Source organism: Rahnella sp. RFA10(1/100), from assembly GCF_004195115.1.
Lineage (GTDB): Bacteria > Pseudomonadota > Gammaproteobacteria > Enterobacterales > Enterobacteriaceae > Rahnella > Rahnella perminowiae.
Window position 1 is genome coordinate 1,327,500 of record NZ_SEWR01000001.1, and the last position, 25,627, is coordinate 1,353,126.

General features: G+C 50.8%; 21 protein-coding genes and 1 tRNA gene. 2 read left to right on the forward strand and 20 right to left on the reverse strand.

The features are described from left to right. Position 1: 1 nt before the first annotated feature. From ETV65_RS06105 to sdhC, 20 genes are all read right to left on the reverse strand, one after another. Positions 2-77 (reverse strand) — tRNA-Lys (locus ETV65_RS06105). A 197-nt stretch (positions 78-274) separates the two neighbouring features. Continuing rightward, positions 275-1,066, reverse strand: a complete 792-nt coding sequence (gene cpoB / locus ETV65_RS06110; protein ID WP_129952006.1) for a cell division protein CpoB — start codon at positions 1,064-1,066, stop codon at positions 275-277. Positions 1,067-1,075: 9 nt separating this feature from the next. Beyond that, on the reverse strand, positions 1,076-1,588 hold the full coding sequence (pal, locus tag ETV65_RS06115; RefSeq protein ID WP_013576426.1) for a peptidoglycan-associated lipoprotein Pal: 513 nt from the start codon (positions 1,586-1,588) through the stop codon (positions 1,076-1,078). 47 nt (positions 1,589-1,635) lie between these two features. Beyond that, positions 1,636-2,928: a Tol-Pal system beta propeller repeat protein TolB gene (tolB, locus tag ETV65_RS06120; RefSeq protein WP_013576427.1), complete on the reverse strand. Its 1,293-nt coding sequence runs from the start codon at positions 2,926-2,928 to the stop codon at positions 1,636-1,638. Positions 2,929-3,058: 130 nt separating this feature from the next. Beyond that, entirely contained in the window at positions 3,059-4,291 is a 1,233-nt protein-coding gene (gene tolA, locus ETV65_RS06125; RefSeq protein ID WP_129952007.1) for a cell envelope integrity protein TolA, read from the reverse strand. A 113-nt stretch (positions 4,292-4,404) separates the two neighbouring features. Further along, on the reverse strand, positions 4,405-4,836 hold the full coding sequence (tolR, locus tag ETV65_RS06130; protein ID WP_013576429.1) for a colicin uptake protein TolR: 432 nt from the start codon (positions 4,834-4,836) through the stop codon (positions 4,405-4,407). Positions 4,837-4,847: 11 nt separating this feature from the next. Next, complete coding sequence (tolQ, locus tag ETV65_RS06135; protein WP_013576430.1) at positions 4,848-5,537, reverse strand: Tol-Pal system protein TolQ; 690 nt, start codon at positions 5,535-5,537, stop codon at positions 4,848-4,850. Beyond that, positions 5,534-5,938 carry a tol-pal system-associated acyl-CoA thioesterase gene (gene ybgC / locus ETV65_RS06140; protein WP_015698108.1) on the reverse strand — a complete coding sequence of 135 codons (405 nt, stop codon included), beginning with the start codon at positions 5,936-5,938 and terminating at the stop codon, positions 5,534-5,536. Before ybgC ends, tolQ begins: the two co-directional genes overlap by 4 nt. A 149-nt stretch (positions 5,939-6,087) precedes the next feature. Further along, complete coding sequence (gene ybgE / locus ETV65_RS06145; RefSeq protein ID WP_129952008.1) at positions 6,088-6,381, reverse strand: cyd operon protein YbgE; 294 nt, start codon at positions 6,379-6,381, stop codon at positions 6,088-6,090. Between the two features lie 2 nt (positions 6,382-6,383). Next, entirely contained in the window at positions 6,384-6,497 is a 114-nt protein-coding gene (gene cydX / locus ETV65_RS06150) for a cytochrome bd-I oxidase subunit CydX (protein WP_013576433.1), read from the reverse strand. Positions 6,498-6,507: 10 nt separating this feature from the next. Further along, positions 6,508-7,647, reverse strand: coding sequence for a cytochrome d ubiquinol oxidase subunit II (cydB, locus tag ETV65_RS06155; RefSeq protein WP_129952009.1), 1,140 nt, complete (start codon positions 7,645-7,647; stop codon positions 6,508-6,510). A gap of 14 nt (positions 7,648-7,661) precedes the next feature. Beyond that, positions 7,662-9,230 carry a cytochrome ubiquinol oxidase subunit I gene (gene cydA, locus ETV65_RS06160; protein WP_129952010.1) on the reverse strand — a complete coding sequence of 523 codons (1,569 nt, stop codon included), beginning with the start codon at positions 9,228-9,230 and terminating at the stop codon, positions 7,662-7,664. A 719-nt stretch (positions 9,231-9,949) separates the two neighbouring features. Beyond that, on the reverse strand, positions 9,950-10,822 hold the full coding sequence (gene sucD, locus ETV65_RS06165; protein WP_013576436.1) for a succinate--CoA ligase subunit alpha: 873 nt from the start codon (positions 10,820-10,822) through the stop codon (positions 9,950-9,952). After that, on the reverse strand, positions 10,822-11,988 hold the full coding sequence (gene sucC / locus ETV65_RS06170; protein ID WP_129952011.1) for an ADP-forming succinate--CoA ligase subunit beta: 1,167 nt from the start codon (positions 11,986-11,988) through the stop codon (positions 10,822-10,824). Before sucC ends, sucD begins: the two co-directional genes overlap by 1 nt. A 100-nt stretch (positions 11,989-12,088) precedes the next feature. Next, the gene (odhB, locus tag ETV65_RS06175) at positions 12,089-13,318 is read right to left on the reverse strand and encodes a 2-oxoglutarate dehydrogenase complex dihydrolipoyllysine-residue succinyltransferase (protein WP_129952012.1); all 1,230 of its coding nucleotides are present in this window, start codon (positions 13,316-13,318) and stop codon (positions 12,089-12,091) included. Between the two features lie 46 nt (positions 13,319-13,364). Continuing rightward, positions 13,365-16,172 carry a 2-oxoglutarate dehydrogenase E1 component gene (gene sucA, locus ETV65_RS06180; protein ID WP_129952013.1) on the reverse strand — a complete coding sequence of 936 codons (2,808 nt, stop codon included), beginning with the start codon at positions 16,170-16,172 and terminating at the stop codon, positions 13,365-13,367. A 402-nt stretch (positions 16,173-16,574) separates the two neighbouring features. Further along, the gene (locus tag ETV65_RS06185) at positions 16,575-17,291 is read right to left on the reverse strand and encodes a succinate dehydrogenase iron-sulfur subunit (RefSeq protein ID WP_129952014.1); all 717 of its coding nucleotides are present in this window, start codon (positions 17,289-17,291) and stop codon (positions 16,575-16,577) included. A gap of 19 nt (positions 17,292-17,310) precedes the next feature. After that, entirely contained in the window at positions 17,311-19,077 is a 1,767-nt protein-coding gene (gene sdhA, locus ETV65_RS06190; RefSeq protein ID WP_129952015.1) for a succinate dehydrogenase flavoprotein subunit, read from the reverse strand. A 3-nt stretch (positions 19,078-19,080) separates the two neighbouring features. Next, positions 19,081-19,428 (reverse strand): succinate dehydrogenase membrane anchor subunit, encoded by a 348-nt coding sequence (gene sdhD, locus ETV65_RS06195; protein ID WP_129952016.1) that lies wholly within the window; start codon positions 19,426-19,428, stop codon positions 19,081-19,083. After that, a complete protein-coding gene (sdhC, locus tag ETV65_RS06200) occupies positions 19,422-19,811 on the reverse strand; it encodes a succinate dehydrogenase cytochrome b556 subunit (protein ID WP_129952017.1) in 390 nt (129 codons plus the stop codon). Before sdhC ends, sdhD begins: the two co-directional genes overlap by 7 nt. An 870-nt stretch (positions 19,812-20,681) precedes the next feature. On the opposite strand from sdhC, the gene ETV65_RS06205 reads away from it, so the two are divergent. Continuing rightward, positions 20,682-21,965 (forward strand): citrate synthase, encoded by a 1,284-nt coding sequence (locus ETV65_RS06205; RefSeq protein WP_129952018.1) that lies wholly within the window; start codon positions 20,682-20,684, stop codon positions 21,963-21,965. Between the two features lie 537 nt (positions 21,966-22,502). Beyond that, the gene (locus tag ETV65_RS06210; RefSeq protein ID WP_129952019.1) at positions 22,503-25,610 is read left to right on the forward strand and encodes an autotransporter outer membrane beta-barrel domain-containing protein; all 3,108 of its coding nucleotides are present in this window, start codon (positions 22,503-22,505) and stop codon (positions 25,608-25,610) included. Positions 25,611-25,627: the final 17 nt, after the last annotated feature.

The following is a 25,627-nucleotide window of genomic DNA, read 5'->3' on the forward strand; positions in this document are numbered from 1 at the left end:
GTGGTGGGCCGTGCTGGATTCGAACCAGCGACCAATTGATTAAAAGTCAACTGCTCTACCAACTGAGCTAACGGCCCATCTAAACCTGCTGCAAATTGCCTAAATCTCTGACAGCGTTAGCCGTTTGGAGTTGTCTGGGCAACGGCGGCATATATTACTTATTTAACTTTTCAGTGCAACTTTAATTTTCAGAAAGAGTGCTAACTGATGGTGTTTCACACACTCAAGCCCAGAAAATGCACGATATGTACATTTTCCGGGCCTGAACGAGTCACTACTTTGCAGATAAGCGTTTTTGAGCTTGTTTTGCCGCATCGGTATTTGGGTACTGTTTCACGACCTGTGCGAAGACGGCTTTGGCTTTATCAGCCTGACCTTTCTCCTGCATGATGACCCCAACCTTGAACATTGCGTCAGAACTTTTTGGAGACTTAGGATAGTTTTTGACCACAACTGCAAAATAATAAGCAGCATCGTCTTTTTTACCCTTGTTGTAATACAACTGACCGAGCCAGTAATTGGCGTTTGGCTGATAAGTTGAATCAGGATATTTTTTTACGAAACTCTGAAAAGCCGCAATGGCTTCATCATATTGTTTCTTTTCCAGCGCCAGTGAAACCGCAGCATTGTAATCGCTGTTCACGTCACCGGTACTTGCAGGAGCTTGTGCAGCACCCGCGTCAGGTGTTGTGGCAGAAGACCCTGCAGCGTCACCTGTGGCTGCAGCAGCACCCGTGCTGGCGGCCCCGGCAGAACCCTGGCTTAAGCTGTCGAGTTGATTAAAAATCTGCTTCTGGCGATCACCAAGCTGACTCAGCTGATATTGATTCTCCTGGATTTGACCACGAAGAGTATCCATATCACGTTGGGTATCAGAAAGTTGTTGCTGGAGTTGAGTTAATAGCTGGCTGTGAGCGTTAGAAATACGCTCCAGAGAGGTGACCCGATCTTCAATCGAGCCTGAGCCGACATTACTGATTGGCGCTTGGGCAGTAGCGGCCCATGGGACCGCTACGCCAACCAGTAACGACAGACTCAACAGGTGAGTTCTGAAGTTACTGCTCATACTATTCTCTTAGTATACCAGTACGGCACGACGGTTTTTAGCGTATGCCGCTTCGTCATGGCCCAGTACAGCTGGTTTTTCTTTACCGTAAGAAACGATAGAGATTTGGTCAGCAGAAACGCCTTTGCCTTGCAGGTACATTTTAACAGCAGTAGCACGACGTTCGCCCAGGGCGATGTTGTACTCTGGCGTACCACGTTCGTCAGCATGACCTTCTACAGTCACTTTGTAAGACGGGTTGCTACGCAGGAAAGCTGCGTGCGCGTCCAACATCTGAGCGAATTCAGAAGACACATCGTATTTGTCCAGGCCAAAGTAAACGATGTTGTTTTTCTGCAGTTCTTGCATCTGCAGACGAGCTTGCTCTTCTGAAGACATGTTAGCGTTTTCAGTGCCTGCGCCAGAGTTCAGACCCATACCATTAGATTGGTCGTTGTCTGCGTTCTTGTGAGAACTACAAGCAGCTACTGCCAGTACAGGCAACGCCAGCATCAGCCCTTTCAGCACTTTGTTCAGTTGCATCTATTCGATCCTTTTATAATTTTTTGCCATACATAGTATTCTATGCATTACAGATACGGCGACCAGGCAGGAAATTTGACCTGTCCATCAGTTGCCGGAAGACGCGCTTTGAAGCGCCCATCAGTCGATACCAACTGCAATACGGAACCCAGTCCCTGAGAGGAGCTGTAAATTACCATGGTGCCATTTGGTGCGAGGCTAGGCGTTTCATCCAGGAACGTGTCCGTCAATGTTTGAACGGCTCCCGTTGCCAGATCCAGTTTAGCGATGTGCTGTGTACCGCTGGCGCTGCTCACCATAACCAGGAACTTGCCATCTGTACTGACGTCAGAGTCCTGATTCTGCGAGCCTTCCCAGGTCAGACGCTGAGGCGCACCGCCATTAATGTTCACTTTATAAACCTGCGGACGACCGCCCTGATCCGACGTGAACGCCAGATTCTGGCTGTCCGGGAACCAGGTTGGTTCAGTATTGTTGCTACGTCCGTTTGTCACCTGGCTAATCTGACCAGAAGACAGATTCATTACATACAGATTCAGGCTGCCGTCTTTAGACAGCGCAAAGGCCAGTTTACTGCCATCAGGCGAGAAAGCAGGTGCGCCGTTGTGACGAGGGAAAGAAGCAATCTGTTTGATTGCACCGTTTGCCAGCGTCTGTACCACCAATGCTGAACGACCGCTTTCAAATGTCACGTAAGCCAGTTTGCTGCCGTCAGGAGACCAGGCAGGAGACATCAGTGGCTCTGGTGAACGGTGAACCACGAACTGGTTATAACCGTCGTAATCGGCTACACGCAGCTCATACGGGAATTTACCGCCGTTGGTCTGCACGATGTAAGCAATACGGGTACGGAATGCACCTTTAATGCCGGTCAGCTTTTCAAATACTTCGTCGCTGGCGGTATGCGCGGAATAACGCAGCCATTGTTTGGTCACTTTGTACTGGTTTTGTGCCAGCACGGTACCCGGTGCGCCAGAGGTATCCACCAGTTGGTAAGACACCACATAGCTGCCATCGGCGGCAGGCTGAACCTGACCGATAACAACAGCATCAATACCCAGCGCGGTCCAGGCAGCAGGTGTAACTTCTGCGGCGGAGGTTGGCTGCTGAGGCATACGTGATGCATCAATAGGATTAAATTTGCCGCTGTTACGTAAGTCAGCAGCAACAATACCACCCACATCTTCAGGTGGTGTACCCGGGCCAGCCCATTTGAATGGCACAACGCCAATCGGACGAGCTGTATCTACCCCTTGGGTAATTTCAATGCGAACTTCTGCATGAACCACAGATGCCCACATCATCAAAAGGCCGAACGCTACTCGAAATGCCTGCTTCATTGTATCTCCCTTATCTGGACGTATCTGCCCGCGATAATTTAGCAGAATTTTAACAAACCAACGCACACAAAACTAGAATTACACCCTGCAATCTATCGTAAAAATCTGAAAAGGAATTATTTTCTTCTTTCTACGGTTTAAAATCTATCGGAGCATTTTTAAACACTTCATAGACTGCTTCAGAAGGCGGTTTCGGGAACTTCGCCTGTCGTGCTGCGGCAAGCGCAGCCTGACACAGTGCAGGATCCCCACCTTCAGCCGACACACTGATCAGCGAGCCATCCGGATTCATTTTAACGCGCAACGAACAGGTTTTGCCTGCATAAGATGATGCGTCATAGAATCTGCTCTCGATGGCAGCTTTAATCTGGCTACCATAGTTCGCAATATCCGCCCCGGATGCGCCCGCCTTTTTCTGAGTTCCCTTCCCTGCAGGAGCAGAAGCACCGCCCCCGGTTGCCCCTTTCGGCGCATTTTTAGAGTCGGCCAGGCCATCAAATAAGTTATTCGCATCAGCGGCTTCTTTGGCAGCGGCGGCAGCGGCAGCTTTTTTATCGGCTGCAGCTTTCTTGGCAGCCGCGGCAGCTTCCGCTTTTTTCTCTGCGGCAGCAGCAGCTTTTGCATCGGCGGCGGCTTTGGCATCAGCCTCAGCTTGTGCTTTAGCATCGGCAGCGGCCTGAGCCTTCGCTTCAGCAGCAGCCTGTTTTTTGGCTTCTGCTGCCGCTTCTTTCTTAGCATCCGCTTCGGCTTGTTTCTTCGCAGCGGCAGCCGCGGCGGCGGCTTCAGCCTCTGCTTGTTTTTTAGCATCTGCAGCCGCTTTTTTCTGCGCGTCAGCTTGTGCTTTAGCCGCTTCTTTCGCGGCATCTGCTTTCGCCTGAGCGGCCGCTTTTGCCGCTTCAGCCTTCGCCTGTGCTGCGGCAGCTTCAGCCTGTTTTTGCTGTTCTTTCGCCTGCTCGGCAGCTTGTTCAGCCTGCTTTTGCTGCTGGGCCTGTTCCTGAGCCTGCTGCTTCGCACTTTCCTGCGCTTGCAGACGCTCTTTCTCAAGTTCTTTCAGGCGTTGCTGTTCTGCGGCCTGTTTCTGTTGCAGCTCTTCAGCCTGTTGTTCTGATTTTTTCTGACGCGCGGCGGCAGCGCGTTGGGAATCAGCCTGTTGCTGTTGCTGACGATTGTACTGATCGACCACGGCACTGGGATCAACCATTACGGCAGAGATATCGCTCCCCCCACCGCCGCCACTCATGCTGGTATCTTCGTCCAGCGATCCCCAAATCAACAGGGCTATAATGATGATATGCAGAACGACCGAAACAATAACGGCGCGTTTGAGCTTATCGTTTTGTTCAGTTGCAGTTGCCTTTACCAAAATAGATTTCCCAAGACAGGATTACTAAAAACCCGGGTTCCTGTATTGCCTGTCATACTTTTAACAAGCCAGAGAATGCCGGGTTTCAAATAAGTGTTACAAATTACCTATCCTCAGATAGGTTGTGTCATCAATCCGACAGATTTCACGCCAGCCTGATGCAGCATATTCAGCGCCTTGATGATTTCATCATAAGGCACGTCTTTTGCACCGCCGATCAGGAATACCGTCTTCGGATTGGCCTGAATACGGCTGGTCGCTTCTGCGATAACCTGTTGTTCAGGCAATTGTTCCATACGCTGATGATCCACCACAATGGTGTACTGACCCACGCCGGAGACTTCAACAATCACGGGCGGATTATCATCGCTGGACACCGTTTTAGAATCCGTTGCGTCAGGCAAATCGACTTCCACACTCTGGGTAATGATGGGTGCTGTTGCCATAAAAATCAGCAACAGAACCAGCAATACGTCCAGCAACGGAACGATGTTGATCTCCGACTTACCTTCGCGGCGGTTACGACGACCTCGTGAACGAGCCATACTCTCCCCCTTTAGTTACTGCTGGTTTCGCGAGAGAAAGCCTGACGGTGCAGGATAGCCGTGAATTCTTCCATGAAGTTATCGTAGTTTTGCTCAAGCTTGTTCACACGCTGGTTCAGGCGGTTGTACGCCATAACAGCAGGGATAGCGGCAAACAGACCAATCGCAGTGGCGATCAGTGCTTCTGCGATACCCGGGGCGACCATTTGCAAGGTTGCCTGTTTCACAGAACCTAAACCGATAAAGGCGTGCATGATCCCCCAGACGGTACCGAACAGACCGATATACGGGCTGATAGAACCCACGGTGCCCAGGAACGGAATATGTGTTTCCAGTGATTCGAGTTCACGGTTAAAAGAAATACGCATCGCACGTGAAGAACCTTCAATCACGGCTTCCGGCGCATGGCTGTTGGCACGATGAAGACGCGCGAACTCTTTAAAACCGGAATGGAAGATTTGCTCTGCCCCGCTCAGGGTTTCGCGGCGGCCCTGGCTTTCCTGATACAGACGGGAAAGCTCAATACCGGACCAGAATTTATCTTCGAACGCTTCTGCTTCGCGGGTGGCGGCATTCAGCACCTTGGTGCGTTGAATGATGATCGCCCAGGACGCGATAGAGAAGCACACCAGGACAAGCATAATCAGCTTAACCAGGATGCTGGCCTTCAAAAATAAATCAAGAATGTTCATGTCAGTCACTGCTTAAACTCCGCGACAATAGACTTAGGAAGCGCTCGGGGCTTCATTTGGTGTGGATCAATGCATGCGATCAACACTTCTGCAGAACTCAGAAGGTTTCCATGCGAATCAAGAATTCGTTGTGCAAAAGTAAGAGAAGCTCCGCGAATGGACGTAATCTCACTCTGGACATCCAGCAGGTCATCTAGGCGAGCTGGTGCAAAGTATTCGACCGTCATGCGGCGGACAGCAAAAGCGACGTGTTCACCCAGCAACTGCTGCTGGTGAAAATTGCGTTGGCGCAACATCTCTGTGCGAGCCCTTTCATAAAAGGCGACGTATCGGGCATGGTAGACCACACCTCCCGCGTCTGTGTCCTCAAAGTAGACACGAACCGGCCATCGGAACAACGAATTACTCACTGTACATCCCGTAATGCAATTTGACGGCACTACTATACGCAAGAGAATTGGGGTTGGGAATGGGTAGGATTGATGGAATGAAAATAATTATGGGCCAGAGCGGCCCATAAGAAAATTACTGTAAATTTGTCTTTTTTTTACGCAAAAAATCAGCTGAAAAAGTAATAAAGTCCTGCAGCTAACGCAATCATCGCCAGCAATGGCGAGAAGAAAGCTTTCCAGATTGATTTATGCGGGCGAAAACCCAGGCCATGGATAACACCACTGCAAACGGCCCATATCAAAATGACCCCGTGCCAGACTTCCAGCTGACTGGTTGACGAGGCAAACATACCGGGTTTCCAAAAAACGCAGCCGGCCAGCACCAGTGACATCACAAGCGAAAGGGCCCTTAACGGGCCCTTATCTGTGACAGCGTAAAGTTTATCCGCGATCACACTCATTATTACTTCTCTTCTTTAGCCGCTTTATTGGCTTCGCTGTGTTCAAACGCCAGCGCGGTAATGATACCGAATGAGCAAGCCAGTAAGGTGCCGAGGATCCAGGCAAAATACCACATGGTGTTCTCCTTAATACAACGAATGCTTGTTGTTCTCGATGTAATGTTTATCGAGGCGCCCGAACATCTTGTAATACGCCCATGAGGTGTAAATCAGGATGATTGGCACAAAGATGCACGCGACAACGGTCATCACTCTGAGCGTCAACAGTGTGGATGTGGCATCCCACATGGTCAGGCTGGCATTCGGCTCAGTAATTGACGGCATCACGAACGGGAACATAGTGATACCCGCAGTCAGGATTACACAGGCGATAGTCAGTGAGTTACTGATGAATGCCAGCGCCGCTTTATTCATGCGTGAGAACAAAATGGTCAGCAACGGCAAAATCACACCCAATGCAGGAATCGCCCACAAACCGGGTGTCTTGTTGAAGTTAGCCAGCCATGCACCCGCTTCATGAGACACGGTTTTGCGCAGCGGGTTAGACGGACCTGCGTGATCCATAACGGATGTCACGGTGAAACCATCAATCCCTTTCACTAACCAGATGCCTGCCAGCAGGAAGCACACCATCATCACCAGCGCAGAAATCTGCGACGCGGCACGGGTACGCAGGTGCAGTTCACCCACAGTACGCATTTGCAGATAGGTGGCCCCCTGAGTGATCAGCATGGTCAGGCTGACCAGACCGGCCAGAATGCCGTACGGGTTCAGCAAGCCCAGCAGATTACCGGTGTAGAACAGACGCAGGTCGCCGTCGATATGGAATGGTACGCCTAACAGAAGGTTACCGAAGGCTACACCAAAGACCAGAGCCGGCACGAAGCTGCCGATGAAAATGCCCCAGTCCCACATGCCACGCCAGCGTGCGCTTTCCAGTTTTGAACGATAGTCAAAGCCCAGCGGACGGAAGAACAAGGCGCACAGCACAAGTACCATCGCCGCATAAAAGCCGGAGAATGCGGCTGCATACACCATAGGCCAGGCCGCGAACAGTGCGCCACCGGCGGTGATCAGCCAGACCTGATTACCGTCCCAGTGCGGGGCAATGGCATTGATCATCACACGGCGGTCCGTATCGGTTTTACCGATAATGCGCACCAGGATACCAACGCCCATGTCAAATCCATCGGTCACTGCGAAGCCGATAAACAGCACGCCAATCAGCACCCACCAGATGAACCGTAAAACTTCATAATCAAACATAAGTGGACTCCCTATTACCGAGCTTGCTCAAGTGGCGCTGAAGGTTGTTCATAATGATAACGGCCGGTTTTCAGGCTGCTTGGCCCGAGGCGCGCATATTTGAACATCAGGAACATTTCAGCGACCAGGAACAGGGTGTAGAGACCACAGATGAGGATCATCGAGGTCAGTACATCACCCACAGTCAGTGAAGAGTGTGCGATCGCAGTGGGTAACACTTCACCAATCGCCCAAGGCTGGCGGCCATATTCAGCCACGAACCAGCCCGCCTCGACAGCAATCCACGGCAACGGCAGGCCGATGAATACCGCGCGGTGTAACCAGCGTTTCTGGCCAATTTTGCCACGTAAGACGGTGTAGAAGGACAGCGCAATCAGTACGAACATCAGGATGCCGCAGGCAACCATGATACGGAATGCAAAATACAGTGGCAGAACGCGCGGGATAGAATCTTTGGTCGCTTTCTGAATCTGTGCGTCAGTCGCCGCCGCCGGGTTGTCGGTATAGCGTTTGAGCAACATACCGTAGCCCAGATCCTGCTTGGTGCTTTCGAAATCGCTGCGCACTTTCGGGTCAGTGTTGCCCGAACGCAGTTCTTCCAGCAGGGTGTAGGCTTTCATACCGTTACGGATACGCACTTCGTGTTGCGCCATCAGGTCTTTCAGACCGGTGACCGGCGTATCAACAGAACGTGTGGCAATCAGGCCGAGCAGGTAAGGGATCTGAACAGAATATTCATTTTCCATTTTGTCCTGATTCGGCATGCCGAACAGCGTGAAACTTGCCGGTGCAGGTTGGGTATCCCACTCTGCTTCGATAGCAGCCAGTTTCGTTTTTTGTACGTCACCCATTTCATAACCGGATTCATCACCCAGTACGATAACGGAAAGCACGGCAGCCAGACCGAAGCTTGCTGCGATAGCAAATGAACGCTTCGCGAAACCGACATCGCGACCTTTCAACAGGTAGTAAGAGCTGATAGCCAGAATGAACATCGCGCCAGTCACATAACCAGACGCTACGGTGTGAACAAATTTAACCTGCGCAACCGGGTTCAGCACCAGTTCGGAGAAGCTGACCATTTCCATACGCATGGTTTCGTAGTTGAAAGTCGATGCAATCGGGTTTTGCATCCAGCCATTCGCCACCAGGATCCACAAAGCTGACAAGTTTGAGCCAAGGGCAACAAACCAGGTCACAGTCATATGCTGAACTTTAGTAAGACGGTCCCATCCGAAGAAGAACAGGCCCACTAAAGTGGATTCCAGGAAAAATGCCATTAAACCTTCAATCGCCAGCGGCGCACCGAAGATATCACCCACGTAATGTGAGAAATATGACCAGTTAGTCCCGAACTGGAATTCCATGGTTAAACCGGTGGCAACGCCCAGTGCAAAGTTAATTGCAAAGAGTTTGCCCCAGAATTTGGTCATATCTTTATAGATTTGTTTGCCGGAAAGGACATAAACCGTTTCCATAATTGCCAACAAAAACGCCATACCTAGCGTTAATGGGACAAATAGGAAATGATACATGGCTGTTAAAGCAAACTGTAAACGCGACAGTTCAACGATATCAAACATCTTGACCCCTTGCTCCTCGGAGGAAGACCACAAATTGTGATCTTTGACGAACCGTGTGCCGGAACGCCTCATGACTACCAATATTTAAATGTGTGTAGAAAAAATGTCAGTACCCGGTTGAGTAAAGCCATCGACCAGACATTCTGAGTCCGGAAAAAGCACGAGCAGCGGGCCTGGAACAGGCTGATGAACGGGCAAAATCACGGGGAAAAATAATCATACAAAAAACGGATGTTACAGGACCATTATGTTACGCCAGTAATCCCACACATTAAATAGGTTTTTTAGTGACCTTAAGCGGATTTCCGTGTACAGGTCAATTTAAGAACAAAACAGTGGAAAACCCTGTAATTGATCTGCCGCAATTTAAGCCTATCTCCTTGTTTATTTCTATAAGCTGTCCATCAATTTCTAAAAAAATATTTCAAAATGTTAACTTTTGGTTTCAATGAGATTTAATGATGGCCTCAATGTTAATTAATTGTGCTTTTATGGTTGTTGAAAATATCTAATTTGCTACCTTCTAAAATCCAATTATTAACCTTTTATTACCCATGAACGTATCGTGCTGTGTTAATGAATATAGCTTAATTCGGCGAATGTTAATTATTTAGCTTAAAATAAAAAAGGCCACCCGAAGGCGGCCAACATGTCGAATCTTTTTTTATAAAAATTGACTTAACCCGTACCGGCGGTTTACCAATACGGGTGGGTAATACTTATTGCGGAAGCAGTGATTTCACGGCTTCGCCGATATCGGCCAGGCTGCGAACGGTTTTAACACCTGCGGCTTCCAGCGCTGCAAATTTCTCATCAGCAGTGCCTTTACCACCGGCAATGATGGCGCCAGCATGGCCCATACGTTTGCCCTTAGGCGCAGTAACCCCTGCGATGTAACCCACAACCGGTTTAGTCACGTGCGCTTTGATGTACGCTGCGGCTTCTTCTTCGGCGTTACCGCCGATTTCGCCGATCATGACGATCACTTCAGTCTGCGGATCTTCCTGGAACAACTTCAGGATATCGATGAAGTTAGAGCCAGGGATCGGGTCACCGCCGATACCGACACAGGTAGACTGGCCGTAACCGTAATCCGTGGTCTGTTTAACGGCTTCATACGTCAGCGTGCCTGAGCGGGAAACAATACCCACTTTACCTGGCAGATGAATGTGGCCCGGCATGATGCCGATTTTGCATTCACCCGGCGTGATCACCCCCGGACAGTTTGGCCCGATCATCACCGCATCGCTCTGATCCAGTTTCACTTTAACCACCAACATATCCAGGGTCGGAATGCCTTCAGTGATACAGATAATCAGTTTAATGCCAGCATCCAGCGCTTCCAGAATGGAGTCTTTGCAGAACGGCGCCGGAACATAAATCACAGATGCCGTTGCGCCGGTGGTTTCTACCGCTTCACGCACGGTGTTGAACACAGGCAGACCCAGATGTTCGGTGCCACCTTTGCCCGGTGTTACACCGCCAACCATTTTTGTACCGTATGCGATGGCTTGTTCGGAGTGGAAAGTCCCCTGGCTACCGGTGAAACCCTGGCAGATAACTTTGGTGTTCTTGTTGATTAAAATCGACATTATTTCCCCTCCACTGCCGCGACAACTTGTTGAGCCGCATTCGTCAGGCTGGTCGCTGCAATGATGTTCAAACCGCTGTCTGCCAGTTTTTTGGCACCCAGCTCGGCATTGTTACCTTCAAGACGCACCACAACCGGCACGCTGACGCCCACTTCTTCCACCGCACCGATGATACCGTCGGCGATCAGGTCGCAACGTACGATACCGCCGAAGATGTTTACGAAGACGGCTTTGACTTTTTCATCGGACAGGATGATTTTGAAGGCTTCGGTCACGCGTTCTTTGGTTGCGCCACCGCCGACATCGAGGAAGTTAGCCGGTTCGCCGCCGTGCAGTTTCACGATATCCATGGTGCCCATTGCCAGACCGGCCCCGTTCACCATACAACCGATATTGCCGTCGAGCGCAACGTAGTTCAGTTCCCACTGCGCAGCCTGAGACTCACGGGCATCTTCCTGACTGTAATCGCGCATTTCACGCAATTCCGGCTGACGGAACAAGGCGTTGCCGTCGGCACCCAGTTTGCCATCGAGGCAGATCAGGTCACCTGCGGTAGTCACCACCAGCGGGTTGATTTCGATCAGCGCCAGATCGCGCTCAAGGAAAATGTTCGCCAGCCCCATGAAGATCTTGGTGAACTGCTGAACCTGCTTACCGCTCAGACCCAGTTTGAAAGCCAGCTCGCGGCCCTGATACGGCTGCGGACCTGCCAGCGGATCAAGCGCCACTTTGTGGATCAGGTGCGGGGTTTCTTCCGCCACTTTCTCGATTTCCACGCCGCCTTCGGTAGACGCCATGAACACCACGCGACGGGAGCTGCGATCCACTACCGCGCCAAGATACAGTTCTTTATCAATATCAGTGGCGGATTCAACCAGGATCTGGTTAACCGGCTGACCGCTGGCGTCTGTCTGGTAAGTCACCAGACGTTTGCCCAGCCAGTGCTCAGCAAAAGCACGGATTTCTTCTTTGCTTTTAACGACTTTCACGCCGCCCGCTTTACCGCGGCCGCCGGCATGAACCTGACATTTCACCACCCACGGACCGGCACCGATTTTCGATGCAGCCTCTTCCGCTTCACGCGGGGTGGAACAGGCGAAGCCCGTTGGTGCTGGCAGGCCGTAGCGCAGGAACAGCTGTTTCGCCTGATACTCGTGTAAATTCATGATGTTCTATCCATTCTTATTCGGTAAGTAGGAAGGCTTATCAGGGCACAGCGAACTGTGCCGCAGATTTTTCGATCTCTCATCTTTCGCTGTGCCGGGACTAGACGTCCAGCAGCAGACGAGCCGGATCTTCCAGCATCTCTTTAATGGTCACCAGGAAACCGACAGACTCGCGGCCATCCACCAGACGGTGATCATATGACAGTGCCAGATACATCATTGGCAAAATCACCACCTGACCATTCACTGCCATCGGGCGATCTTTAATGGCATGCATGCCCAGAATGGCGCTCTGCGGCGGGTTGATGATCGGCGTGGACATCAGAGAACCAAAGACACCGCCGTTGGTCACGGTAAAGTTACCGCCGGTCAGTTCTTCCACTTTCAGCTTGCCGTCACGGCCTTTGATGGCCAGTTCTTTGATTTGCTTCTCGATATCTGCCATGCCCAGCGTATCGACATCACGCAGAACCGGTGTGACCAGACCACGTGGCGTGGATACCGCAATGCTGACATCAAAATAGTTGTGGTAAACCACATCATCGCCATCAATAGAAGCATTCACTTCCGGATAGCGTTTCAGCGCTTCAACCACAGCTTTCAGATAGAAAGACATGAAGCCCAGACGTACACCGTGACGTTTTTCAAAACCATCACCGTACTGCTTACGCAGATCCATGATGGGCTTCATATTGATTTCGTTGAAGGTGGTCAGCATCGCCGTGCTGTTTTTGGCTTCAAGCAGACGCTCAGCAACACGTTTACGCAGACGGGTCATCGGTACCCGTTTTTCGCTACGTGAACCCAGAGCCGGTGCGGCGCTGGCGGCGGCCGGTGCCGCTGCAGGTGCTGCGGCTGGCTTCGCATCCTTGGCCTTCGCCAGGTGCTGTTCAATATCTTCACGGGTCAGACGACCACCGACACCGCTGCCTTTGATGGCGCTGGCATCCAGAGAATGTTCAGCAATCAGACGACGGATAGCCGGGCTGAGTGCGTCGTTGTTCTCTTCTTCCAGTGCTGCTGTGTGGCGTGCCGCAGGAGTCGCTTCTTTATCGGAGCTTTTCTCAGTGCTTGGCTTGCCGCTGCTGTTACCCGGACGAATACGCGCCAGGATCTGACGGGAAATGACCGTCGCACCTTCGTCTTCGATAATGCTGTCCAGAATACCGGCTTCACTTGCCGGCACTTCCAGAACCACTTTATCGGTTTCAATTTCTACCAGTACATCGTCACGCTCAACACTGTCGCCCGGCTTTTTGTGCCAGGTGGCAACCGTCGCATCCGCAACGGATTCAGGAAGGTCAGGGACCAGAATATCTACGCTACTCATTATCAATCCTTCTTATGTTCCATATAGTTAACTGACGCCAACGCGGTTATTTAACGTTCAGCGCATCGTTAACCAGATCTTGCTGTTGCTTCTGGTGAACGGACATGTAGCCCACTGCCGGAGAGGCAGAGGCCGGGCGTCCTGCGTAACGTAAAGAAGCCCCGAAAGGAATCACTTCACGGAAATTGTGCTGGCTGCAATACCACGCGCCCTGGTTCAATGGCTCTTCCTGGCACCAGACGAAATCATGAACGTGTGAGAATTTCTCAAGCACTTCCTGAATTGCCTTGTGCGGGAACGGGTAAAGCTGCTCGATGCGGACGATCGCCACATCGGTTTGCTCGTTTTTGCGACGTTGTTCCAGCAGGTCGTAATAAACCTTACCGGAGCACATCACCACGCGCTTGACCTGTTTTGGATCCAGTTCGTCGACTTCGCCAATCGCAGGCAGGAAGCTGCCGTTAGCCAACTCATCAAGCGTAGAAACCGCAAGAGGATGGCGCAACAGTGACTTCGGTGACATCACGATCAGCGGACGGCGCATACCGCGCAGTGCCTGACGACGGATCATGTGGTAAACCTGCGCCGGGGTAGACGGGATACAGACCTGCATATTTTGCTCAGCGCAAAGTTGCAGATAACGTTCCAGGCGCGCGGAGGAGTGCTCCGGTCCCTGCCCTTCGTAGCCGTGTGGCAACAACATCACCAGACCACACATGCGGCCCCATTTCTGCTCGCCGGAACTGATGAACTGGTCAATAACCACCTGCGCACCGTTGGCGAAATCACCGAACTGCGCTTCCCAGATAGTCAGGGTGCGCGGTTCAGCCGTGGCATAACCGTATTCAAATGCCAGCACCGCTTCTTCGGAAAGCACGGAATCCCAGACGTTGAACTCGCCCTGGCTGTTATGAATATTAGCCAGCGGCACGTACACGGAACCGTTTTTCTGGTTATGGACCACAGCATGGCGGTGGAAGAAGGTGCCGCGACCGGTATCTTCACCGGAAAGACGAATCGGAATACCTTCATCGACCAGCGTCGCGTAGGCCAGGTTTTCTGCACCACCCCAGTCGAATTTCTTATTGCCCTCTGCCATCTCGTTACGGTCAGCATAAATCTTGGCCACGCGTGACTGCATTTCAATCGCATCCGGCACATGACTGACACGACGCGCCAGTTCCTGCAGACGTTTCAGCTCAACCTTGTTCGGGTAAGCTTCATCCCACTCATGGTTCAGATACGGTGACCAGGTGAAAGTGTGCATGTCATTCTGACGCCACTCTTCCACTACGCATTCACCAGCATCCAGCGCATCACGATACAGGTTGACCATTTCCGTGGCATCTTCGAGGCTGGCCACGTTTTGCTCAGTCAGGACATCAGCGTAGATTTTGCGTGGCGTCGGGTGTTTCTTAATCTTGTTGTACATCAGCGGCTGGGTTGCGCTAGGTTCGTCGGCCTCGTTATGGCCGTGGCGACGGTAGCAAACCAGGTCGATCATGACGTCACGTTTAAAGGTGTTACGGAAATCCAATGCCAGGCGGGTTACGAAAGCCACCGCTTCAGGGTCATCGGCATTGACGTGGAAAATCGGTGCCTGCACCATTTTCGCAATATCGGTACAGTAATCGGTAGAACGCGCATCTTTCGGATTCGAGGTGGTGAAACCCACCTGGTTATTGATGACGATACGTACGGTGCCGCCCACTTCATAACCACGTGCCAGCGACATGTTCAGGGTTTCCTGAACCACACCCTGACCGGTAATCGCCGCATCACCGTGAATGGTGATTGGCAGAACCATGTTGCTGCGCGCTTCGTCCAGACGATCACGACGGGCACGAACAGAACCGATAACCACCGGGCTGACGATTTCGAGGTGCGACGGGTTAAACGCCAGCGCCAGATGCACCATACCGCCTTCGGTTTCCACATCAGACGAATAGCCCATGTGGTATTTCACATCACCGGTACCCAGATGTTCTTTATGCTTGCCGGAGAATTCGTCGAACAAATCCTGCGGCTTTTTGCCCAGCACGTTGATCAGTACGTTCAGACGGCCACGGTGCGCCATACCCAGCACCACTTCACGGGTTCCGTTTTTGCCAGCATGACGGATCATGTCTTTAAGCATCGGCACCAGTGCATCGCCACCTTCGAGTGAAAAGCGTTTTGCACCCGGGAATTTCGCGCCCAGATAACGCTCCAGACCTTCTGCTGCGGTCAGCTCTTTCAGGAACGTTTTCTTTTCATCATTGGTGAAGCTCGCACGACCGGCCACGGATTCGATACGCTGTTGGATCCAGCGTTTCTCTTCGGTGTTGGTGATGTGCATATATTCTGCACCAATGGAACCGCAATAGGTTTGCTTCAGGGCTTTATACAGCTCGCCGAGCTGCATGGTTTCCTTGCCAATGGCAAAAGAACCGACGTTGAAGGTTTCCTGGAAATCAGCTTCAGTCAGATGGTGGAACGCCGGATCCAGATCGGGCACGTCGTCCAGTTTCCACAGACCAAGGGGATCAAGGTTCGCGTTCTGATGACCACGGAAGCGGAAGGCGTTGATTAACTGCAGCACCTTGACTTGCTTGGCATCCGTTTGCGGATCGCTGATGGAGGAGTTGTAACGTGACGCGTCTTTCGCCAGGCGGCGGAAGTAGTCCCGTGTTTGAGAATGGAGTTGCTCTGGTTTCACACCCACTGTTGGTAGCTGTTTAAAAATCGAACGCCAGCTATCGTCAACGGAACCAGGATCGGTTAAGTAGTCTTCATAGAGTTGTTCTATGTAAGACTGGTTCGCACCCGCCAGATAGGAGGAATCCAGCCAGGCCTTCATTGCGCCGTTCTGCATCGTGATCCCTTAAGCTTTGAAGCTTTAGTTTTCGCCGTGGTTAATAATATTGACCGTGATACACCGCGGTAAAACGGTTTTCCTTACTAAAACAGTTCGTTGGTTGAGCATTTGGCTCTTCAAGGAACCTTCAGAAATCCGCCATGCGCGTGACTGATTTTTGAAGTTGCCCTGCTTCTTAGTGCTGCCTTTTCAGATGTTTTCTAACACCCAGATTTTGACCCGGCTATCTTACTCCTGTAAGGCGCAACTTTGTTGCACTTGTTGCTATTTTGTTATTAAAAATTTACTTATTTGCTATCAACGCCTCAGTTGCAACATTTGTAACTAAAGAAAGCGCAACGCACCTGGGGATAAATAACAGCGGGAACCTGAGTTCCCGCTGTGGCGTGGCATATCTTCTCAGGCACCGCGTTGTAGCAGCATCGATTTGATATGACCGATAGCCTTGGTCGGATTCAGCCCCTTCGGACATACACTCACACAGTTCATGATGCTGTGGCAGCGGAATACGCTGAAAGCATCGTTCAGATCGTCGAGGCGCGATTGTGTCTCGGTATCGCGGCTGTCGATCAGGAAACGGTAAGCGGCCAGAAGGCCCGCCGGGCCGACAAACTTGTCCGGATTCCACCAGAAAGACGGACAGGACGTCGAACAGCAGGCGCAGAGAATACACTCGTATAATCCGTCCAGCTTTTCACGATCATCCGGCATCTGTAAATGTTCACGCGCCGGAGGATTTTTCCCATCATTCAACAAGTAAGGCTTAATCTTCTCATACTGCTTATAGAATTGCCCCATGTCTACTACAAGGTCACGGACAACCGGTAACCCTGGTAACGGACGGATAACAATTTTCTTGTTGCCGTTACGCAGCGTCGAGACGGGTGTGATACACGCCAGACCGTTTTTACCGTTCATGTTGACGCCATCTGACCCGCAAACCCCTTCACGGCATGAGCGGCGGAAAGCCAGCGTCGGATCCTGCTCTTTCAGCAAAATCAGCGCGTCGAGCAACATCATGTCGCGCCCTTCTTTGGCTTCCAGCACATAATCTTTCATGTACGGCACGTCATCGACGTCCGGGTTATAGCGATAAATCGAAAATTCAATTTTCATAATCTGTCTCCGCTCTGCCCTAGTATGTACGCGCTTTCGGCGGGAACGCTGCGCGAAGCTTAGGCTGCATGTTCACCTCACGGCGGGTCATGCTTTCTGTTTCCGGCTGATACAGCGTGTGGCACAACCAGTTCGCATCATCACGCTCAGGGAAGTCGAAACGGCTGTGTGCACCACGGCTTTCGGTGCGGTAGTTTGCAGAGACGGCAGTGGAGAACGCGGTTTCCATCAGATTATCCAGTTCCAGGCACTCAACGCGCTGGGTATTGAATTCTGAGGACGTATCATCCAGACGGGCAGATTTCAGACGCTCGCGGATCACTTTCAGTTCTTCCAGCCCTTTCGCCATCGCATCACCTTCACGGAAGACCGAGAAGTTGTTCTGCATGCACGCTTGCAGATCTTTACGGATAGCCACCGGATCTTCACCTGAACGGGTGTTATTCCAGCGGTTCAGACGTTCCAAAGAGACATCAATGTCATCCTGAGAGGCATCACGGCTGTCACCCTGCTCTGCAATAGATTCCTGCAAATGCATGCCCGCTGCACGGCCAAACACCACCAGGTCCAGCAGCGAGTTGCCGCCAAGGCGGTTAGCGCCATGTACCGATACGCAGGCAATCTCGCCCACGGCGAACAGACCCGGGATCACTTCGTCCTGACCCTGTGCGTTAACACGCAATGCCTGACCGGTCACCTTGGTCGGAATACCGCCCATCATGTAATGGCAGGTCGGGATAACCGGGATCGGTTCTTTCACCGGATCGACGTGTGCGAAGGTACGCGACAGTTCGAGGATGCCAGGCAGGCGGGATTCCAGAACGTCTTTACCCAGATGGTCGAGTTTCAGTTTGGCGTGCGGGCCCCACGGACCTTCACAGCCGCGGCCTTCGCGGATTTCGATCATGATGGAACGCGCCACCACGTCACGACCCGCCAGGTCTTTGGCATTCGGCGCATAACGTTCCATGAAACGCTCGCCGTCTTTATTAAGCAGATAACCGCCTTCACCACGACAGCCTTCTGTTACCAGAACGCCTGCGCCGGCGATACCGGTCGGGTGGAACTGCCACATTTCCATATCCTGCACCGGAACACCTGCACGCAGCGCCATGCCGACACCGTCGCCGGTATTAATGTGGGCGTTGGTGGTGGACTGGTAAATACGGCCTGCACCACCGGTCGCCAGCACGGTCGCTTTGGCTTTGAAGTACACCACTTCACCGGTTTCAATACAGATTGCGGTACAGCCGACGATCGCGCCGTCCTGGTTTTTCACTAAATCCAGCGAATACCATTCTGAGAAAATTGTGGTGCCATTTTTCAGGTTTTGCTGATACAGCGTATGCAACAAGGCGTGACCGGTACGGTCGGCTGCGGCGGCGGTACGTGCCGCCTGTTCGCCGCCGAAGTTCTTCGACTGCCCGCCAAACGGACGCTGATAAATACGGCCATCGTCCAGACGGGAGAAAGGCAGCCCCATGTGTTCGAGTTCCAGAATCGCTTCCGGCCCGGTTTTACACATATATTCAATGGCGTCCTGGTCACCGATATAGTCGGAACCTTTTACGGTGTCATACATATGCCATTCCCAGTCATCCTCATGGGTGTTACCCAGCGCAACGGTAATACCGCCCTGCGCTGACACCGTATGGGAGCGGGTCGGGAAGACTTTTGAAATCAGGGCACAAGACAGCCCCATTTGCGAAATTTGTAACGCGGCACGCATACCGGCGCCACCCGCACCGATAACGACAGCATCAAACTCTCTGACTGGCAGATTCATTTACTACGCTCCCCAAACAACAATTGTTCCGTAAAGTAGGTAAACCACTAACACCACGACAATAGCCAGTTGCAGCACCAGTCGGACAGCCAGCGATTTCACATAGTCCGTTAACACCTGCCACATGCCGATCCACGCGTGTATCAGAATTGAGAGCAGCGCCAGCAGTGTGAATACTTTGGTGATGGAGGAAGAGAAGAAGCCATGCCAGACATCAAATGTCAGTTCCTGAGCCAGAACCACAAAGCCCAGAATATAGAGGATGTACAAGGTGAGGATAATTGCGGAAGCACGCAGTAACAGCCAGTCGTGCACACCATTACGCCCTAACGCAGAAACGTTGCTTACCATACGAGGACTCCAGCCAGAATTGACAGCACGACGGTCAGACCGATTGCCACCTGGGCAGAACGGGTACCGGCAGCCAAACTCTCTTCGATATAGCCAAAATCCATCAGCAAATGGCGGACGCCACCGCAAACGTGATAGGCCAGCGCAGTGAGTATTCCCCAAAAGATGAATTTTACGAACAAGCTATTCATGATGGCGGCAGCATGTGCAAACCCTTCAGGAGAAGAGAGAGACAGGCCTAACAGCCAGAGGAGGATACCGACGGCGACGAAGGTAATTACGCCAGAGACTCGGTGTAAGATGGACGCTATCGCAGTAACAGGAAATCGGATCGTTTGCAGATCCAGATTGACAGGTCTTTGTTTTTTCACGGTTTTGCCCACACAGCTCTTATTATTTTCCCTCCGGTCCGGAGCAGTATGTCAGACAGCACCCTTTCCTTTGTTCTTGTCGCTGTGGGTGCGTTGGCTGCGCGCTCACCCTAATCACTAACCTGTGTCAGCTCATAAGGATTCGCTTGCTTGCCGCCTTCCCACAACACCAATAACTTTGGAAAGCTGAGCTAAAAGCTCATCATTTTTCGCGCTCAAAGGACGACATCCAGTGTGCTTAAAAGGCGCGATAAAAGTATTTTCGTAGCCGTAACGTGAAGGGCGAAGAAAATGATGCTGGGTGCTCCTACTTCGGATTGTCCGGAGACCTTGTAGGAGTATAGGTTGATCACATTCTTATTACAATTGCCCTACAAATGCTTTATTCACATTTCTGCGAAACAGTGAGTTATCTCTCACTTTTCATAAAAGACACAAAATAAATTATCTGGTTTGACATTTGATCAACATTTCTATTACAAAAGAACTATTCCAATAGGACTGTGATTCTGAGCACATACCGGCTTCGCCTTCACGCACCAAAATAGTGAAAGTTTCTGAAGAATCAGCGGATCACACAATCGCAAGTCGGGGTCTTCCCTGATGGCTCAAGTTATGCAAAAGTGGTGATTGTGTAAATCCTCATACTCTTCACCGGTACTGAGTGACAGAACAGTAATGATTTACCGAATCGTTAACAACGATGAAACGCCGCTTGTTTGTCACAGAGCAGTCTGAGACTGCACTTCGACTCAGCTCTACGTTCCCTTCCCATTCGATCGCAGAGCTAAGGCTGACAATAATAATGACCTTACAAGGCGTCGCTTCCAGGCATTTCTGTTGTTACTGATTTTTAAAAATAAGGCGCTAAGGAGACTGTAAATGGCTGATAAGAAAGCGACACTTACCCTACAAGGTCACGACCCGATTGAACTTAATGTGCTGTCCGGCACACTGGGCCAGGATGAAGTGGATATCCGCACCCTCGGTTCCAAAGGTCTTTTCACTTATGACCCCGGCTTCACCTCTACTGCATCCTGCGAGTCCAAAATCACCTATATCGATGGTGACGAAGGCGTTCTGCTGCACCGTGGTTTCCCGATTGACCAGCTGGCACAAGAGTCCACTTTCCTTGAAGTGAGCTACCTGCTGCTGAACGGCGAAGTGCCGACTCAGAAACAGTATGATGAATTCAAAACCAATGTTACCCGTCACACGATGGTGCATGAGCAAATCACCCGTCTGTTCCACGGCTTCCGTCGTGACTCTCACCCGATGGCTGTTCTGTGTGGTGTCACCGGCGCACTGGCAGCGTTTTATCACGACTCGATCGATGTAGAAAACGAACGTCACCGTGAAATCGCTGCTTACCGTCTGCTGTCCAAAATGCCGACCGTTGCCGCCATGTGTTACAAATATTCTATCGGCCAGCCGTTTGTGTATCCGCGCAACGACCTGTCTTATGCCGGTAACTTCCTGCACATGATGTTCTCCACCCCGTGTGAAGAATACAAAGTGAACCCGATTCTGGAACGCGCCATGGATCGTATCCTGATCCTGCACGCTGACCACGAGCAAAATGCTTCGACCTCCACCGTGCGTACCGCCGGTTCTTCTGGCGCTAACCCGTTTGCCTGTATTGCTGCGGGTATCGCATCCCTGTGGGGACCGGCCCACGGCGGCGCGAATGAAGCTGCACTGAAAATGCTGGAAGAAATCAGCAGCGTTGATCACATTCCTGAATTCGTGAAACGCGCGAAAGATAAAAATGATTCCTTCCGCCTGATGGGCTTTGGTCACCGTGTTTATAAAAACTATGACCCGCGCGCGACCGTGATGCGTGAAACCTGTCATGAAGTTCTGAAAGAGCTGGATCTGAAAGACAACCTGCTGGAAGTGGCGATGGAGCTTGAGCATATCGCGCTGAACGACCCTTACTTCATCGAGAAGAAACTGTACCCGAACGTCGATTTCTACTCCGGCATCATCCTGAAAGCGATGGGGATTCCGTCTTCCATGTTCACCGTGATCTTCGCGATGGCACGTACTGTCGGCTGGATTGCTCACTGGAGCGAAATGCATCAGGAAGGCGTCAAAATCGCCCGTCCGCGCCAGCTTTATACCGGCTATGACAAACGCGATTTCCATTCTCAGCTGAAAAAGTAATCTTCCTCAATATATAATAATCCCCCCTCAATATATAAAGCCGATGAATAACTCATCGGCTTTTTTACGTCATCCTTAATCACTCTCTCCTTTGGAGGGGGATCGTACCTGGGGAGCTTTGCCCATACAGTTCCCATGCTAAATACTGCCCCGGTTTGTCACCAGCAAATCAAAGGGCATAAATTGTAAAAGAAGAAGCAGAGCAACAGTTTCAGCGGGGCTGGAAGGTTAAAGCTTTGGCCTTCTTTTAGAGGGCGGTGTCAAAGCCACCGGTTAATCAGGTGACTTATTTATTTACTTATTTACTTATTTACCCCCAGATAACTTAATTATATATTAAGCCTAAATAAATATTTCTAATTATTAACACTAATATTTGACGCTCCTGAGTTGTTGCTATACCATTCGGAAAAATCTATCGGGCAATAATAACCATAATCCACACCCTCAATATGTATTGCCATTCGATATTTAACTCGTTGAATTAATAAAACATGTTAGACAAGCGCGCTATTTCTAAATAAAGGATATTTTCACATGGACGAATATATGAACGGATCGCGTTCTTTTAAAAGAACATTATTATCGAGTGCCATTTTCAGCCTTTTATTACCGTCATCTGTTGCATTTGCAACAACAACATATTCCACTGGCATAACGCCTGCTGACGCCTTGAGTTTCGCTACAACGGGCGCGGAAGATCATGCTTACACCATCACCGGAGCCGGTACAGAAGTCATTGTTGATGGGGAAATCACGGCTCCTGGGATACCGACACCCATTCCCGTTCAATCCGTAGTCTCCACTACTGGCAGCGAAGCTTATGCATTTAATATTATTGATGAAAGTAAGTTAATACTTAATTACGCTGACGTCAGCACAACAGATTCCAGTAAAACATTTAACATCACAACCGGCGCCTCTGCCGAAATTAATAATGCCGACATCAGTTCCGGTAAAGATGACAGCAGTGTTATTTATGCCTCCGATAAAGGTTCAATATTAACAGGTGATAATATACGTCTCACCAGCGATGCTGCTCAGGCACGGGGGATTAATATCCAGTCGGGCGCATCGGCGAGCCTGAGTAATATAAACATAAAATTAACTAACGCGAAACATGCGCTCACCGTGTCTGACTCCTCACTCGTCATTGAAAACCTCACGGTTGAGCAAACCTCTGCTGGTTCCCAAAATGTGATTTATGCATCAGGCTCCAGCGATGACATAAGAGCTACTGTTGACATCATAAACGGTAACGTTCGAATGACCGGTAATGATGACATCATGGTGAATACCAACACATATAGCGATGTGACGTTGACCGGCGGGACCTACGCGACGACTGGCAGTAATAACACTGGTTTTTTTGCCGCAAGTCAGAGCGCAAAGCTAACGGCCAATGATCTTTCACTCACGACCAATGGCATGCATTCCTATGCGGTCGATGCTCGCGGCGAAGCAGAATTAAATAATGTCAGCATCACTACGCTCGGAGATAAGTCGTATGCCCTGTATGTCGCCGCCAATGAAGCGACAAATGCAGGATTATCCCCGGCCACACTGACCGCCAAAAATGTGGTGATTAACACAGAAGGTAGCAGTTCAGCCGCTGCCGTCGCTGACCACGCGGGGATAATGAATCTTGATACCGCTGAGATAACAACTACCGGGGCACAGAGTAATCAGCTGGTTGCCATGAAAGACTCTACCCTGGATGCAAATAAGGTTAAGGGAATTTCGACCGGCAACAGTGCTTCCGCTGTCCGTTCCTATGCCAACAGCCAGATTACCATCAGTAACAGCGTGTTATCGGCTACGGGTGCATTAGCAAATGGCATTTATACACAGGGTTTTGATGCAGATCATCAGGCCATTGTGACACTGGATAACAGCCTTGTCAGCAGCGCTACCCGCGAGGGCATACTTGCAGAAGGGGCCAATACTCAGATTAATGTGAATAACAACTCAACCGTGCAAAGCGGAAACGGTGTTTTGTTGAGAGCACGAAGTTTCATAGATACTAATACGGGCGTTACCGCGCAAAGCCAGGTGAATCTATCTGCCAGTAACTCTCACCTGGAAGGCGAAATCATTGCCGATACCGGCAGTGTTGTGGATGTAAATCTTAACAGCGGCTCTAACTGGCAAGGCACAACCGCCAGCGCCAACAATGTCAATATTGATGCAAGCAGCATATGGACCGTGACCGGTGACTCCGAAATTTCGCAAATGAATTCCCACGGTACTACGTCCTTCACTCACAACGGTGATGATTATTCTGAACTTACAGTGAACGGCGATATGACCGGTGACGGAGTTTATCGCATTAATACTTACCTTGATGACAGCAATTCACTAACCGACCAGATCCACGTCACAGGCGATATTACAGGAAAAAATATCCTTTATGTCACGAACACCGGCGGTGGCGGGAATAACACACCAGACAATGGGATTGAAGTAATTACCGTGCACGGAACTAACACACAAGGAACAGATGCCTTTGCACTGGGGAATTCTGTGTCAGCCGGTGCGTTCAACTATGGCCTGCGTAAAGGTGATATCAACACCGGAGAAGGGGAAAATTGGTACCTGAGTAACTGCGCTAGTTATGATTGTTCAACGCCAATCCCAGACCCTGATCCTATTCCAGATCCGACGCCAGATGATAACCCTAATGATAATCCGGATGTGGCCCCAACCCCGACACCATCCGATGACATCCTGCCATGGCGCGAGGAAGTCCCCGGGTATATTGCGGCACCAGTACTGAATATGCAGTACGGTTTTGATGTCATTGGGACTTATCACCAGCGTACCGGCGGTGATGTACTGCATAAAGACGGCGCATGGGGCCGGATTGTCGGTACTCATACCGAGAATGACGCAGGCCGCTATAGCTATGACACCGATACCTCGTACGCGCAGTTGGGTATGGATCTGATGTGGGACAAAGACCAAGAAAACACCGAACGCAGCGCCGGTATTCTCGTGACACTCGGACGCCAAAATACTGATGCAGAAGACAGCCTGCGCAGCAACAACTCAATGCTTTCCGTGCAAACCGGCAGTCTTGACAGCGACATCTACAGCCTGGGCGGTTACTACACACTGAAAGCGCAGGATGGCGGATACATTGATACAGTAGGCATGGGCAGTTGGTATAAAAACAGTTACGACAGCACGCATGATGCCGATCAGGACGGTTATGGCATCGCATTATCAATAGAAGCTGGCAAGCCCTTTGTCTTGCATGAAAATCTGAAAATTGAACCACAGGCGCAGGTTATTTATCAGTATCTGAACCTTGAAGATTTCAGTGATGGCGTCAGCAACGTCTCTGGCGTATCAACCAGCAATGCACAAGCACGAGGCGGTGTGCGGTTGTTGCTGGATAATCCGACCTGGACGCCTTATCTGACGCTGGATGTCGTCACCACTATCGGCGATGAACCGGATGTACAAATCGCGGATAAGCGACTTAAAGCGGAATTCAGTGACAGCTGGTGGCAGACAGGTGCAGGTGTTGCGGGCAAACTCAATGAAAACACCACGATTTACACCGATGTTCGCTACCAGAAAGGTTTTGATTCTGACCTGAAAGGCTACAGCGGCAATCTGGGTATTAAAGTGAATTTCTGACCCTGATACCCATCCTA